At 71.1% G+C, this 13,927-nt stretch carries 14 protein-coding genes; 5 read left to right on the forward strand and 9 right to left on the reverse strand.

What is annotated here, in order from left to right; all coding sequences use genetic code 11:
- Positions 1-172 precede the first annotated feature (172 nt).
- Positions 173-1,372, reverse strand: a complete 1,200-nt coding sequence (locus ACIOJD_RS15925; RefSeq protein WP_401913342.1) for a helix-turn-helix domain-containing protein — start codon at positions 1,370-1,372, stop codon at positions 173-175.
- 227 nt (positions 1,373-1,599) lie between these two features.
- Between ACIOJD_RS15925 and ACIOJD_RS15930 the strand changes: the two genes are divergently transcribed.
- The 3 genes from ACIOJD_RS15930 (at position 1,600) to ACIOJD_RS15940 (ending at position 5,028) form a co-directional block, all read left to right on the forward strand.
- On the forward strand, positions 1,600-2,943 hold the full coding sequence (locus ACIOJD_RS15930) for an MFS transporter (RefSeq protein WP_401913345.1): 1,344 nt from the start codon (positions 1,600-1,602) through the stop codon (positions 2,941-2,943).
- Positions 2,944-3,143: 200 nt separating this feature from the next.
- Entirely contained in the window at positions 3,144-4,571 is a 1,428-nt protein-coding gene (locus ACIOJD_RS15935; protein ID WP_401913347.1) for a gamma-aminobutyraldehyde dehydrogenase, read from the forward strand.
- Positions 4,572-4,626: 55 nt separating this feature from the next.
- Positions 4,627-5,028 (forward strand): nuclear transport factor 2 family protein, encoded by a 402-nt coding sequence (locus ACIOJD_RS15940; RefSeq protein WP_401913350.1) that lies wholly within the window; start codon positions 4,627-4,629, stop codon positions 5,026-5,028.
- Positions 5,029-5,107: 79 nt separating this feature from the next.
- Here ACIOJD_RS15940 and ACIOJD_RS15945 read toward each other — a convergent pair whose 3' ends face one another.
- The 6 genes from ACIOJD_RS15945 to ACIOJD_RS15970 form a co-directional block, all read right to left on the reverse strand.
- A complete protein-coding gene (locus ACIOJD_RS15945) occupies positions 5,108-5,860 on the reverse strand; it encodes a Clp protease N-terminal domain-containing protein (RefSeq protein WP_401913353.1) in 753 nt (250 codons plus the stop codon).
- Positions 5,861-6,049: 189 nt separating this feature from the next.
- The gene (locus ACIOJD_RS15950; RefSeq protein ID WP_401913356.1) at positions 6,050-6,679 is read right to left on the reverse strand and encodes a DUF305 domain-containing protein; all 630 of its coding nucleotides are present in this window, start codon (positions 6,677-6,679) and stop codon (positions 6,050-6,052) included.
- Positions 6,680-6,765: 86 nt separating this feature from the next.
- The gene (locus ACIOJD_RS15955) at positions 6,766-7,155 is read right to left on the reverse strand and encodes a DUF6153 family protein (protein ID WP_401913358.1); all 390 of its coding nucleotides are present in this window, start codon (positions 7,153-7,155) and stop codon (positions 6,766-6,768) included.
- 61 nt (positions 7,156-7,216) lie between these two features.
- Positions 7,217-7,648: a response regulator gene (locus ACIOJD_RS15960; protein ID WP_401889080.1), complete on the reverse strand. Its 432-nt coding sequence runs from the start codon at positions 7,646-7,648 to the stop codon at positions 7,217-7,219.
- 279 nt (positions 7,649-7,927) lie between these two features.
- Positions 7,928-9,040 carry a FecCD family ABC transporter permease gene (locus ACIOJD_RS15965; RefSeq protein WP_401913361.1) on the reverse strand — a complete coding sequence of 371 codons (1,113 nt, stop codon included), beginning with the start codon at positions 9,038-9,040 and terminating at the stop codon, positions 7,928-7,930.
- Positions 9,037-10,173 carry a FecCD family ABC transporter permease gene (locus tag ACIOJD_RS15970; protein WP_401913364.1) on the reverse strand — a complete coding sequence of 379 codons (1,137 nt, stop codon included), beginning with the start codon at positions 10,171-10,173 and terminating at the stop codon, positions 9,037-9,039. Before ACIOJD_RS15970 ends, ACIOJD_RS15965 begins: the two co-directional genes overlap by 4 nt.
- Before the next feature lie 85 nt (positions 10,174-10,258).
- On the opposite strand from ACIOJD_RS15970, the gene ACIOJD_RS15975 reads away from it, so the two are divergent.
- Complete coding sequence (locus ACIOJD_RS15975; protein ID WP_401913366.1) at positions 10,259-11,317, forward strand: ABC transporter substrate-binding protein; 1,059 nt, start codon at positions 10,259-10,261, stop codon at positions 11,315-11,317.
- 120 nt (positions 11,318-11,437) lie between these two features.
- Here the strand turns inward: ACIOJD_RS15975 and ACIOJD_RS15980 are convergent, their stop codons facing one another.
- Positions 11,438-12,022, reverse strand: a complete 585-nt coding sequence (locus ACIOJD_RS15980; RefSeq protein WP_401913369.1) for a TMEM165/GDT1 family protein — start codon at positions 12,020-12,022, stop codon at positions 11,438-11,440.
- A 421-nt stretch (positions 12,023-12,443) separates the two neighbouring features.
- Between ACIOJD_RS15980 and ACIOJD_RS15985 the strand changes: the two genes are divergently transcribed.
- On the forward strand, positions 12,444-13,097 hold the full coding sequence (locus ACIOJD_RS15985; protein WP_401913372.1) for a hypothetical protein: 654 nt from the start codon (positions 12,444-12,446) through the stop codon (positions 13,095-13,097).
- 388 nt (positions 13,098-13,485) lie between these two features.
- Here the strand turns inward: ACIOJD_RS15985 and ACIOJD_RS15990 are convergent, their stop codons facing one another.
- Entirely contained in the window at positions 13,486-13,803 is a 318-nt protein-coding gene (locus ACIOJD_RS15990; RefSeq protein ID WP_401913375.1) for a hypothetical protein, read from the reverse strand.
- Between the last annotated feature and the right edge of the window lie 124 nt (positions 13,804-13,927).

Genomic DNA, 13,927 nt, shown 5'->3' on the forward strand with positions numbered 1-13,927 from the left:
CCCGCCGGGGGCCCCCCCCCCCCCCCGGCCCCCCCCCCCCCCCCGCCCCCCCCCCCCCCCGCGGGGGGGGGGCCCCCCCCCCCCCCCGCCCCCCCCCCCCCCCCCCCCCCCCCCCCCCACGGCGGGTGCCCACACGGGTTCAGCCGGGTCGGCCCCGGTGCGGGGCGCCCCGTCAGTTCCGCCGTGTCACGGAGCGCTGCTCCCGGGCGCGCAGGGCGAGCGCGATCAGCGCGGCGTCCTCGGGACGGCGTACATCCCGCCCGGTCAGCTCGTGGAACCGGTTGAAGCGCTGCTGCACGGTGTTGCGGTGGCAGTACAGCGCGGCGGCCGTGTCCACGATGGAGCCGCTGCCCGTCAGATGCGTCTGGACCGTCTCCAGCAGACGCGCCGTCTCGACGTCGGCCACCCCGGTCGCGTTCAGCCCGCCCAGCACATCGTCGGCGAGCTCACCGCTCAGCTCTTCCGTCCGGTGGACCAGCACGTCCAGCCAGCTGTCCTCCAGCCGGCGCGGCCCCGACTCCCCGGCCGGAAGAACCCGCGCGGTGGCGGTGGCGAGCAGGACCGCTCGGGGCACCGAAGCCAGCCCCTCCACCACGGGCGACACCCCGCACGGCACGTCGCTCAACTGGGCCAGCACAACCTGCGGGGTGACCCGCGCCCCCAACTGGACGGTGAGTACCTCGTCCGAGGCGACCGGCTGCTGCTGGAGCGTGACCCCGGCGGCACGCAGCGCGGCCGTCGCCCGCAGCAGCCTGGCCCCGTCCCGCGCGGCCGCCGCCGCGCAGAGGAAGCGGCCCGAGCCCTCGAAGCCCAGCGCCAGGCCCGCGTCGCGTACGACCGTCGGATTACGGCCGGCGTTGTCCAGCAGCCGGGCGAACCACATCCGCCGCTCGTCCTCCGCCCGGCGCCCCATTTCCAGCACCGTGCGCTGGTAGGCCCGCATGATGCCGGTGACGTGACCCTCGACGGCCTCCCAGACGTGGTACGCGGACGCCGCGAGCTGGGCCATGTCCTCGGGCGCGGCCCGGTTGACCATGGCCCCCCACACGACCCGGAAGTCCAGCCGCGCCGCGTCCAGCAGGGCCTCCAGCGGCACCCCCTGGCGGGCCCGCCGCTCGCCGACCTGTTCGGACACCGCCGCCACCTCGTCGGGCACCCGCAGCTGGGCGACCGTACGCAGCAGCAACTCGAAGGCGTGCCGGGCCGCGTTCCGGAACTCCTGGTCGGGGACGCGGTCGGCGTACGAGGACCGTACCGGCCGGACGACATCGATCCATTCCCCGGTCAGCAGATCGATGTCGTCCAGACATGCCTCGGCAAGCTGGACGACACGGGGCGTCGGATCGGGCAGTGCGGTCAGGTGATCGTGCATGTGCACAATCCTGGACCTCTCATTGGCGATGTTTCAACGTTGGCGGTCCTCTGCTGTGCGGGGATGCTGAGGAATCTCGGAGATCCGCACCGGGCAACGCGCACCACAGGAGGCCACGGCAGTGCATCTGACTTCTGATTCCTGATTCCGCTGCTCGGCCTTCTCCATGTACCCGCCCTCCGTCCTCCCCGTCCGTCCCCACCGTCAGCCCCCTGCCAGGAGCAAGTGTGAGTGACTCCACCGTCCCCGCCGCCGCCCCACCAGCCACCGGACCGAGCGAGTCCGACATCAGGCGACTGCTGACGGCTGCCTTCACCGGCACCGCGCTGGAGTGGTACGACTACTTCCTCTACGGCACCGCCGCGGCCCTCGTCTTCAACAAGCTCTTCTTCCCCGGCCTCGACCCGACCGTCGGCACCATCGCGTCCTTCAGCACCTTCGCCGTCGGCTTCGTCGCCCGCCCGATCGGCGCCGCGCTCTTCGGCCACATCGGCGACCGCTACGGGCGCAAGGCCGCGCTGATCATCACCGTCGTCCTGATGGGCGTCACCACCGGGTGCATCGGTCTGTTGCCGTCGTACGACACCATCGGGGTCTGGGCCCCCGTCCTGCTGGCGACCCTGCGCTTCATGCAGGGCATCTCGGTGGGCGGCGAGTGGAGCGGCGCCATGCTGCTCACCCTCGAACACACACCGAAGGAAAAGCACGGCAGTTACTCCTCCATCCCCCAACTCGGTTCGCCCGTGGGCACCTTGCTCTCCAGCGGCGCCTTCGCCCTCGTGGGGCTGCTGCCCGACGACGCGTTCTACTCCTGGGGCTGGCGCGTTCCCTTCCTCGCCGCCTTCGGCCTGCTGGTCTTCGCGCTCTACCTGCGGCTGCGTATCGAGGAGTCGCCGGTCTTCCGCGCCATGCTCGCGGACGCGGAGCGCGACGGCCCGCCGCCCGCGCCGCTCATCGAGGCGTTCCGCAGGAGCTGGGGCCGGATGGTGGTCGCGGTCGCCGCCGCGCTGCTCGGCATCGGTGGATTCTTCCTGCTCAGCACCTTCATCATCTCCTACGGCACCGAACAGCTCGGCATCGACAAATCCGTGATGCTGAACGCCACCGTCATCGGCTCGGTGGTGGAGATCGCCGTCCTGTTCGTCGCCGGGCGGGTGGCCGACCGGATCGGCGCCTGGAAGGTGTGCGCCGCGGGCGGTGTGATCTCGATGCTGGTCGCCTTCCCCGTCTTCCGGCTGGTCGACACCGGACAGACCGGCCTGGTGATCCTCGGTGTGGCCCTCGGCATCGGCGCCGTCTCCATTCCGTACGCCCCGATCGGCGCCGTGATCACCGGGATGTTCCCCGAGACGTTCCGCTACAGCGCCGTGGCGGTGTCCTACAACCTCGCCGGGGTGGCCGCCGGATTCCTGCCGCTCATCGCGACCTGGCTGGTCGACACCGCCGACGGCGCTTCGTGGAGCGTCGCCCTGCTGCTCGTACTCCTCGCGGCCATCACGGTCGCCGGTTCCTACGCCGCCGGACCGCCGTTGGCACGCCGCACCGCCGCCTCCCCGCGCGCCGACGCCTGACGCGCGGACCGCGCCGTGTGCGCGGCGCCGAGGCGGCCGACGACCTGATCGCACATCCTGGTCGAACCGCAGTCTTGACGGGACGTCTTGACCGGACGTCTCGGTCGAACGCGCTGACCGAACGTGCTGACCGAACCGAAACAGCCGACGACCGGCCGGCCCCCGGGCCGCGGTCATCCACCCGTGCAAGGAGCACCCGTATGTCCGACCTGTCTCTGCACAACATCATCGACGGCGAAGCGGCCGAGGTGGCAGGGCGCATGGACCTGACCGATCCCGCCACCGGCGAGGTCTACGGCACCGCGCCCCGGTCGTCCGCCGCCGACGTCGACACCGCGGTCGCCGCCGCCCGCCGTGCCTTCACCGGCTGGCGGCGCAGCACGCCGGCCCGGCGCCAGGCCGCCCTGCTGCGGCTGGCCGACCTCGTCGCCGAGCACGCCGACCGTCTGCTGGCGGCAGAGGTACGCAGCACCGGCAAACCGTCGCAGGCCACCCGGGTCGTGGAGGTCGACCGGTGTGTGGACCAGTTGCGCTTCTTCGCCGGGGCCGCCCGGGTGCTGGAGGGGCTGGCGGCGGGGGAGTACACCGAGGGACACACCTCGTACATCCGCCGGGAGCCGGTCGGTGTCATCGGCCAGGTGACGCCGTGGAACTACCCGCTGATGATGGCGGTGTGGAAGCTTGGTCCCGCCCTCGCCGCGGGAAACACCGTCGTACTGAAACCGTCCGACACCACTCCGTGGTCCACCGTGCTGCTCGGCGAACTCGCCGCCGAGGTGTTCCCGCCCGGCGTCGTCAACATCGTCTGCGGTGACCGGGACACCGGCCGCGCCCTGGTCTCCCATCCGGACGTGGACATGGTCGCGATCACCGGCAGCACCCGCGCGGGGTCCCAGGTCATGACGGCCGCCGCGGCCGACCTGAAGAACATCCACCTGGAACTCGGCGGCAAGGCGCCCGCGATCGTCTTCGCGGACGTCGATCCGACGCGCACCGCGCGCTCCCTGGCCGACGCCGCGTACTTCAACGCGGGCCAGGACTGTACGGCCGTCACCCGGGTGCTGGTACAGCGCGAGGCGCATGACGCGCTGCTCGCCGCACTCGTGGCCGCGGCGCGCGACACCCGCACCGGCGACCCGTCCGAGGACGCCTTCTATGGTCCGCTCAACAGCGCCGGCCAGGCCGATCGGGTCGGCGCCGTCATCGAGGGGCTGCCGGAGCATGCCGTGGTGGAGACCGGCGGAACGCGTGTGGACCGCCCCGGATACTTCTTCCCGCCGACCGTCGTCTCCGGGGTCCGGCAGGACGACGACGTGGTCCAGCAGGAGACGTTCGGGCCTGTCGTCACCGTCCAGCCCTTCGACACCGAGGAGGAGGCACTGGCGCTCGCGAACGGCGTCGACTACGGCCTGGTCTCCAGCGTGTGGACCAGTGACCTGGGCCGCGCGACACGGGTCAGCGCGGAGCTGGACTTCGGCTGTGTCTGGCTCAACTGCCACCAGGTGATCCTGGCGGAGCTGCCGCACGGCGGCTACAAGCAGTCGGGCACCGGACGGGACCTCAGCCGCTACGGCTTCGACGACTACACCCGCGTCAAGCACGTCATGGTCTCCCACACCGCTCCGTGACCCCGCACCGCCGTCGTCATCCGCAGCTCCGTGATCACGAGGAAGGGAATCACCCGTGACAGAGCCCAGTTCCGACGGATTCCCCGCCGAGGCCGCCGTCGCCCGGTATTTCGCCGCCGTCACCGACCGGGACGCGGCGGCGTGGGCGGACAACTTCGTGCCCGACGGCCGCAGCGAGGACCCGGTAGGAGGCGAGCCGGTCGTCGGCAGGGAAGCCCTCCGGGCGTTCCAGCAGGGCGTCTTCGACGCGTTCCCGGTCATGAGGCTCCGGCCGGTCACCTACTTCTACGGAGGTGACCAGGCAGCCGTCATCTGGACCTGTCATGTCGAGGCGGGCGGGCGCGGCGCCGACTTCGACGGTGTCAACACCTACGAGGTGGGCCCCGACGGCCGCATCGCACGGCAGAAGGCGTTCTGGGACAGGGCAGCCGTCCAGCGACAGCTCGCGAAGAGCTGACCTGTCCGGCCGCCTCCGCCCGCTCGTTGGGCTCACCGGGCAGGACGCGAGGTACGGGCGCGTCCTGCCCGGTGGTCCTTCACCCCTGGTTCAGCTCGCTCTCGCGGGCGGCGATGATGGCGGCCAGGGCATCCCTGATGTCGGCCTCGGCGGCCGCCTTGTCGATACCGAGCCCGGACAGCACGCCCGCGCCGTCCTCCAGCTCCAGCAGCGCGAGCAGGATGTGCTCCGTCCCGACATAGTTGTGGCCCATCCGCACGGCCTCCCGGAAGGTGAGTTCCAGCGCCTTGCGGGTCCGTGCGTCGTACGGGATGAGATCGGGCACCGGTTCGGCCGCGGGCGGCAGCGTCGCGGCGACGGCCTGCCGGACGGTCTCCGGCGAAACGTCCCGCGCGGAGATCGCCTTCGCGCCGAGTCCGTCCGGCTCGCTCAGCAGTCCCAGCACCAGGTGCTCGGGACGGATCTCGCCGTTTCCGGCCGCGCGGGCCTCGTTCTGGGACGCCATGACGACGTTCCTCGCCCGGTCCGTGAACCGGCCGAATCCCTGGCTGGGATCGAGGTCCGACGGCTCGCCGGGCGTCTTCGGGACGAAGCGCTTCTGGGCTGCCTGCTTGCTGACCCCCATGCTCCGGCCGATGTCCGTCCAGGACGCGCCGGAGCGTCGCGCCTGATCCACGAAGTGGCCGATCAGGTGGTCTGCCACGTCGCCCAGGTGATCCGCGGCGATGACCGCGTCGGACAGCTGGTCGAGTGAGTCGGAGTGGGTTTTCTTGATGGCCTCGATGAGGTCGTCGAGGCGGACCGGATTCGACATTTGGACTGGATTCTCCATGCGTCAACCATAAGTTGACGCATGGAGAATCGTCAACCATGAGTTGACGATTCTCCATGTGATCTGGTGGCCGGAGCTCGGTGCGTTCAGCGGCAGGCAGGGGAGACCGCGCGGCCCGTGCCGTGTGGGACCGCCTCCCGGGAAGCCGGGGGCCGCGCCGTCGACGCGGCCCCCGGACCAACCTCGTTGTTACGAACCGAGGAGGGCCTTCATCCGGGTGATCTCGGCCGTCTGGGAAGCGATGATGTCGTCGGCCATGTCCTTGGCTCCCTGGTGGGCGCCCTCGGCCTGCTCCGTCCTGGCCATCGCGACGGCGCCTTCGTGGTGCTCGACCATCAGGTCCAGGAACGCGGTGTCGAAGGCCTTGCCGGACGCCTTCTCCAGCCCGGACATGTCGTCACCGCTCATCATCCCGGCCATGGCGTGCCCGGAGTGATCCGCGCCCTTCGCCGGAACGTCCTCGCCCCAGGCGGTGAGCCAGCCGGACAGGGTCTTGATCTCCGGGTCCTGGGCCTTCTTGATCTCGGACGCGAGTGCCTTCACCTCGGCCGAGGAGGCCCGGCCGGCGGCGAGATCGGCCATCTCCACGGCCTGCCGGTGATGGGGGATCATGCCCTTCGCGAAGGACACGTCCGCCGCGTCGTGCCGCGACGCCGAGCCCGAAGCCGGGGCCGATGCCGAAGCGGAGGGGGACGAGCCCTCATGGGCGGAGTGTCCCGTGGAACTGCCGTCGGCGCCGCAGGCGGCGAGTGCCAGCGCGGCTCCGGTCATGGCCACGGCGAGGGCAGCGCGGCCGAGGGGGTGACGGTATGAGGTCATGGTGAATCGACTCCTGTGCGTGAGTGAGAGGGGGCATGCCGGAAGCGGCCACCGGCCCGAAACGGAGGGCCGGCCGCGGGGCACGCCTATATGCGCAGGAGTTGCAGTTCGCTCAGAGAGGGGGGAGGTACGCCCGGCGGGGCCCCGGGGGCCTGCCGCGGTGCGGTCGCCGGGTGAGCCGTGCCGGACGGCAGGGCCGAGGCGGTGAGGATGTGCGGCGCGGGGCCCGTCCCCGTACCGGCGGCCGCGCAGGTGGCGTCTGCGTGGGCCAGATGCCCGCCGCTCCCGTGGTCCGGCTGTACGCAGTCCGGCGCGCCGGCCGTCATCGCGTGAGCCGAGGGAGCGGAGTGCGTCCCGCCGGGAGGAGCCGTCGCCATCCCGTGCATCGCCAGCACTCCGGCCACCACCGTCAGCACCAACAGCACAACGGCCCGCGCCCCGAAGGGCCGGGGCGTGGGCCGTGCCGACGGTCTCATACGGTCATCCTAATCGCCCCGCGTCGCGACCCCCGGCCCGCCCCCCCCCTGTCACGGGCCGTCAGTTCCGGGGCGCCTTGGTCGCCGTTTCGAGGAAGAACGAGTCGATGCTCCGTACGGTCCGGATGAAGTCGTCCAGGTCGAGCGGCTTGACGACATAGGCGTTCGCGTGCTGGTGGTAGGCGGAGCGCACGTCGTCCGGGGCGCCCGAGGTGGTCAGGACCACGACCGGGATCGTCAGCAGCTGCGGATCGTCCTTGAGGACGGTGAGCAGCTCGCGCCCGTTCATGCGCGGCATGTTGAGGTCGAGCACGATGAGGTCGGGGTGCGGGTTGGCGGTGTCCCGCAGGTATTCCAGCGCGGCCAGACCGTCCTCGGCCTGAGTGATGGAACGGGCCATCCCGTGCTCCTGGAGGGCCTCCTCGATGAGCAGCGCGTCTGCCGGATCGTCCTCCACCAGGAGGACGTCGTACGTGTGGCTGGGGCTGTTCACGGGTTGTTCCTGCTCTCTTGCGGGTCGTTGGGGGGAGCGGGGCCGTGACGGCGGGGACGAGCCGCTCCGGCGCGAGGCCGGCTCGGTGACGCGTCCTCCCGGACAACAGCAGGTCATATAGAGGGTACGCCGCCTTCCTGGTGGTCCGGCGGTCCGCGCGACCAGGCCCCGGGGGGCCTCGCGGTCCGCGCCTTCACCTCCCCGTCCCCGAGCCCTCCCGTCTTCCCCGGGCCCTCGCCGCCCCGGTCGTTCGCCTCGTTCGCCGCAGCGGCCCGGCGCTCACCGCGACCGGGCGGTCTTCTTCTCCCTCGACAGCAGCCACAGCAGGTAGAGGCCCCCGAGCGCCCCGGTGACCAGTCCCACCGGGATCTGGAAGGGGGAGAGGAGACGCTGTGCCAGCAGGTCGGCCGTGGCGAGGATGAGCCCTCCCACGAGCATGGCCGAGCCGATCGGCGGGCCGGGGGAGCGGACGATCCTGCGGGCGAGTTGAGGGGCCGCCAGGGCCAGGAAGCCGATCGGTCCGGCCACGGCGATGGCCGTGCCGGCCAGCGCGACGCCGGCCAGCAGGGTCAGCGCGCGGACGCGCGCGATGTTCACCCCGAGCGCGCCCGCGGTGTCGTCCCCCATCTCCATCAGCCGCAGCGGCCTGCCCAGGGCCAGGGACCCCACGGTGAGGACGGGCAGCGCGATCGCCAGCGGGGTGACCTGGGGCCAGGCGACCGCGTTGAGACTGCCGAAGGTCCAGGCCTTGGCGCTCTCCGCGGACTCCAGATCGGCCCGTGTGATGAGGAAGTCGTTGACCGACGCGAGCATGGCGCCGACGGCGATGCCGCCGAGTACCAGCCGGTTGCCGGAGACTCCCCGTGACGCGGTGAACCCGTACACGGCCACCGCGGTCAGCAGGCCGCCGAGTACGGAACCCGCGCCGACACTCAGCCCGGCGCTCCCGCCGCCGGCCAGGATCACCACGAGCGCGCCACTGGTGGAACCGGTCGTGAACCCGATGACGTCCGGACTGCCGAGCGGGTTGCGCGAGAGACTCTGGAACAGCGCCCCGGACAGGCCGAGTGCCGCTCCGACGAGCAACGCGGCGCAGACCCGTGGCAGTCGCTGGCCGACGATGATGAACCGGTCGGTGCCGGAACCTCCACCGGTGAGTACGTCGACGACCTGGCCGGCGCCGATCCGGTACGTACCGGTGAACAGGGTGAGGGCCCACACGGCCGCGCAGCACACGAGCAGGACGGCCATGACGGCGGCGGCCCGGCCCGAGTAGCGCAGTGTGATCGATCCGGGAAGCCGCAGCACGCGGACGGGGGCGGCGGAGCGGTCGATGGAGGGAGCCGTGGAGCGTTCCACCGGGCGAAGTGCGGGGTCGTGCAGGGTGGTCACGAGGCGACCTCCTTGCGTCGCACGACGAGCCACAGCAGCACCGGGGCCCCGAGGAACGCGGTGACGATACCCACCTCGATCTCGCCGGGAGGGGCGATCACCCGTCCCACGATGTCACTCAGGAGCAGCAGAACGGCGCCGCCCGGCAGCGAGAAGGCCAACAGCCAACGGAGGTCGGGGCCGAGAAGCAGCCGCAGCACATGCGGGACGACCAGGCCGACGAACGCGATCGGTCCGGCGGCGGCGGTCGAGGCCCCGCACAGCAGCATGATCGCGAGAAAACCGGCCGCGCGCACCCAGGGCACCCTGAGCCCGAGCGCCGCGCCGACATCGTCCCCCAGCGCCAGCGCGTTGAGGGACGGGCCGAGCACGAGCGCGATCACCATGCCGACCACGACGAAGGGGAGGATCGCGGGGAGGGCCTCCGTACCCCGGTTCTCCAGCGACCCCACCACCCAGAAGCGGTACGAGTCGAAGGCCGTGGTGTTGAACATGGTGAGGATGCCGGTGAAGGCGCCCAGACTCGCCGACAGCGCGGCTCCCGCCAGGACGAGCCGGGTGTGGTGATGGCTCCTGGTGGCGCCCGAGGTGAGGGTGTAGACGATCAGCGCGGCCAGGACGGCTCCCGCGAAGGCGAACCAGACGTAGCCGGACACACCGGTGACATGGAACCCGGCGATCGCGATCACCACCGCGAACGAGGCACCGGAGTTGACCCCCACGATGCCCGGCTCGGCGAGCGGATTACGGGTGATGGCCTGCATGACGACTCCGGCCAGGGCCAGGGCCGCCCCGACGACGATCGCCAGCGCGGTACGGGGCACGCGCAGCCGCCACACGATGATGGCGTCGGGGCCGGCGTCGTCATGGAACAGGACACGCCACACGGTTTCCAGGGGCACACTGCGCGCGCCGACACCCAGGCTGACCAGGATGAGCAGTACGACGATGCCGAGGCAGACCACGAGAGCCGCGACCCGTCCGCCACTCCGGAGCCGGCCGGCGCGCGGACGGTCACCGTCGCCCCGGTGTTCCCCGGGCCGCTCGCCGCCGGACCGCCGGCCGCGCGCCCCCTGTGCGTCGGGGCACTGCCCCTCGGCACGGCGAACGCCGCCCGGTCGCACCAGCTTCACGGAATGCACCCTTCCGGTTCTGTGATCTATCGCATGGCTCTCATACCTACTCATCCGCACTTAGGGAAGCCTAAGCTAAAGGATCGTGTACCGCTTCCGTGATCTCTCTCTCACCCGTGTCGTCAGTGGCGTCGCCGTAGCCGGCGCCCTGCTGCTCAGCGGCTGTTCCGCGAACTCGACGGACTCGTCGGCCACCGGCGCGGCCGACGCGCCGTCGACCGCTTCGACGACCCATACCGCACCCCGCTCCGTGCCCAAGGGCATGGGCAGCGGCAAAAAGGACGGCGAATTCCCGCGCACCGTCAAACACTTCGCAGGCAGCACCACCATCAAGGCCGTGCCCAAGAAGGTCGTGGTGATCTCCACCGGCCAGGCCGACGCGCTGCTCACGCTGGGCACGGTGCCCGCGGGCTCGACCCGGGGCGAGGGCGCGGACCTCATACCGAAGTACTTGAAGAAGGACTTCCCGAAGGACGCCGCACAACTGGGGAAGGTCGCGGACGTCGGCTCCCGCTTCGACCCCAACGTGGAGGCGATCGCGAATCTCGATCCCGACCTGATCCTGATGAACACCGCGGGCAAGAACCCCAAGAGCCTGTACGGCGCGCTGAGCGCTCTGGCGCCCACCGTGGTCACCCAGGGCACCGGGCTCTACTGGAAGCAGGACTTCCTGCTCGTCGCCGACGGGCTGGGCAAGACCGGGCGGGCACAGTCCTACCTCGATGATTTCCACGCCGACGCCAAGAAGCTGGGCGCATCCCTCGACAAGCCGGTGACAGTGTCGTTCCTGCGCCTCAACGGAGACCGTCTTCGGGTCTTCGGCGTGCCCTCGTTCACCGGCAGCATCGCCGAGGACGCGGGCCTCGGGCGCCCCGAGAGCCAGCGGTTCGACAAGACGTCGCAGGACATCAGCAACGAGCAGCTGGACCGTGCCGACGCCGACTGGCTCTTCTACGGGGTCCAGGGCGACCAGGCCAAGGCGTCGGAGCTGACCAGCGCGCCGCTGTGGCCGGCGCTGTCCGCCGTCGCGGGCAAGACCGCGCTGGCCGTCGACGACGACGTCTTCTACCTCAACACCGGCCCCACGGCGGCCCGTGACGTCCTCGCCGTCCTGGGGAAGCACGTGGCCCCGGCGGCGGGCTGACTCGCCACGCCGCGCTGATCCATCCGTCCCGAGGGCGGGGTTCGCTGACACCGCTGTACGTCAACGGGCCCCGCCCTCCTCGGTGTCGAGCCCGGCCGTCCGGAAGAGCTCGTAGGTCCCTCAGCCCACGAAGATCTCGACGACGGACCAGATCGCCAGACCGAGCATGCACACGCCGCCGATGCGCTGGACGGTCTTCAGCGGGACCCGGGTGGCGATGAAGCGCCCGGCGAGCAGGGCCAGCGCGGAAACGGACATGAGAGCCGCGGCCGAACCGATGGCGGTGGACCAGGCGCCGTTGCTGGCCGCGAGGTTGGCGGTGGTGATCTGGGTCAGGTCGCCCCACTCGCTGATGAAGACGGCCATGAAGGCGGTCGAATAGACCGGCCAGAAGCCGGTGACGGTCTTGGTCTCGCTGTCCTCGTCGTTGTCGTCGTCCCCGCCGCGCAGCAGCATGAAGGCGCCGAAGGCGAAGAGGAGCGCGGAGACGAGCTTGACGATCCAGTCGGGCAGGAGCCCGAGGAGACCGCCCGCCCCCACGGCGATGGCGACATGCACGATGAACGCCGTCGACGTACCGAACCAGACGTACAGCGGGCGCATCCGCGTTCCCATGGCGAGGGACGCGAACATGGTCTTGTCGGGGAGCTCCGCGAGGAAGATCAGCCCGAAGGCGGTGATGATCGCCAGAGGGTCGAGATGCATTCCGGGTGGCTTTCTCTGAAGGCCGGGCCCGGATCTTCGCGAAGCACCGTATCGGAGCCAGGAGGACCACTCGGCCCGGCATGACGGTGGCGCCCGCGGACGCGGGCACGTCGATGCCTGACCGAAGGTCTCGCCCACCCGCCGGATCGGCGGGCCCGGCCACCGGGAACCCGGGGGTTCCAGTGTGTCGACGACCGGTTTTCGGGGCTACTCCCCTTCGCAGCCCCCCACACTACCTCACCCGATCGGGGCAGCCCGAGCCGCCCGGCGATCCCGCCGCGCCTCGCTCGTCCAGGGCCGTGTACGCCGGACGGCTCTGTCCGGTGGCCCGGTATCGGGCGGTGTCGTGTAGTGGGTCATACGGCCGCTATCGGGCGGTCGGAGTGCTGCCCGTCGGGTGGCTGGATCTTGAGGAGCCTTGATGAGGAGCAACACCAGGACAGCGGCCACCGCTGTGGCCGCGGCCGTGCTGTGTGCCGCGGCGCTCGCCGGATGTTCCGACAACGGCGGGGGCGGATCGGCGTCGAAGTCCGAGGAGCCCGCGGACTATGTGGCGGCCTCCGGGTCCGCGTCCGTGGGCGCTTCGCCTTCGGCGTCGGTGGACGTGGGCAAGGTGTCCGCCATGTCCGGGCCGCTGGGGAAGGTCCTGGTCGACGGCAGGGGCCACACCCTCTACCTCTTCGAAGCGGACAAGAAGAACAAGTCCAACTGTTCGGGAGAGTGCACGACGGAATGGCCGCCCCTGATCGTCAGCGGCAAGCCGTCGGGGGGCACCGGGGGTGTCAAGGCGAGCTGGCTGTCCACCATCACCCGCAGCGACGGCAAGAAGCAGGTCGTGTACAACGGTGTCCCCCTGTACACCTTCGACCAGGACAAGAAGCCCGGTGAATTCAAGGGCCAGGGGCTGAACGCCTTCGGCGCCAAGTGGTACGTCCTCGGAGTCGACGGCAAGAAGATCATCACGCCGCTGCCGAGCAAGAGCCCCAGCGCCAGCCCGAGCGGGAGCTCCAGCATGAGCCCCAGTGCGAGTGCCAGCGGCGGCGCCAGCCCGAGCGGCAGCGCCAGCAGCTACTGATCTCGGCGCCGCGGGCCCGACGGCCCGGGGAGGAAGCCTGCCGCCGCATCCGCACGGCATCGGCCGGGTAGGTCCGGCCGCCGCCCTTGCCGCCGTCTGTACGACCACCCTCGCCGGCTGTTCCGACAGCAACGGCGGCGGCAATTCGTCCAGTTCGGCCAGGCCCTCCACGACCGCGGGGTCCGCGTCACCCGTCGTCCTCGTCCGCCGCCGGGCGGACACGGATCACCATCGACAACTTCGCGCTTGAGCCCGGGGAGACTCCACGGGCGACCGACCGGACAGGACCTGGCCGCAGCGTGTTGCCGAAGAGGGCGGGCGGACGGCGCGGGCCGACGCCGTACCGGCCGCGCCGCCTGCCCCGCCCGGCACGCTCCGGCGTGTGGCTCTACTCGGAGTCGATACCCGTGATGACAGGTTCTCCGAGGGGCGCGGTCCGCGTCGTGAAGCCGGCCTTCTCGAAGGCGCTGCTCGCGATCCTCCTGGCGTCCTCCTTGGCGGTGTTCGAATCGTCGGCGTCCACTTCGAGGTGGAGGGTGAACCTGGACTGCTCGGTGTCGACGGAGAGCAGCCCCAGTTCCTCGGCCGCCCCGACGTCGGTGCTCTGCGGATCCACGTGCCCGAGGGCGCCGAGCAGAGTGAACCGGGCCTCGTCGGTGAGCGGTTCATGAAGTGTGCCGGGGATCGTCACTACGTAACTGGTCATACTCCACACCTGTCCCGCGCTTCGCCCGGCATTCCCGCCGCGTACCGGGGAGATCCTCGACGGCCTGCCCCCGCCGGCCACTCGTACGTGGTGGGCGGGGGCGGGTGTGCCTCGCACGGGCCGG

Source organism: Streptomyces sp. NPDC088116 (assembly GCF_044741745.1).
Lineage (GTDB): Bacteria > Actinomycetota > Actinomycetes > Streptomycetales > Streptomycetaceae > Streptomyces.

Bases quoted from the DNA above. Each gene is read 5' to 3' on its own strand.
- ACIOJD_RS15950 (WP_401913356.1), bottom strand. From the start codon at position 6,679: ATGACCTCATACCGTCACCCCCTCGGCCGCGCTGCCCTCGCCGTGGCC.
- ACIOJD_RS15955 (WP_401913358.1), bottom strand. From the start codon at position 7,155: ATGAGACCGTCGGCACGGCCCACGCCCCGGCCCTTCGGGGCGCGGGCC.
- ACIOJD_RS15990 (WP_401913375.1), bottom strand. From the start codon at position 13,803: ATGACCAGTTACGTAGTGACGATCCCCGGCACACTTCATGAACCGCTC.
- ACIOJD_RS15935 (WP_401913347.1), top strand. From the start codon at position 3,144: ATGTCCGACCTGTCTCTGCACAACATCATCGACGGCGAAGCGGCCGAG.
- ACIOJD_RS15945 (WP_401913353.1), bottom strand. From the start codon at position 5,860: ATGGAGAATCCAGTCCAAATGTCGAATCCGGTCCGCCTCGACGACCTC.
- ACIOJD_RS15925 (WP_401913342.1), bottom strand. From the start codon at position 1,372: ATGCACGATCACCTGACCGCACTGCCCGATCCGACGCCCCGTGTCGTC.
- ACIOJD_RS15985 (WP_401913372.1), top strand. From the start codon at position 12,444: ATGAGGAGCAACACCAGGACAGCGGCCACCGCTGTGGCCGCGGCCGTG.
- ACIOJD_RS15980 (WP_401913369.1), bottom strand. From the start codon at position 12,022: ATGCATCTCGACCCTCTGGCGATCATCACCGCCTTCGGGCTGATCTTC.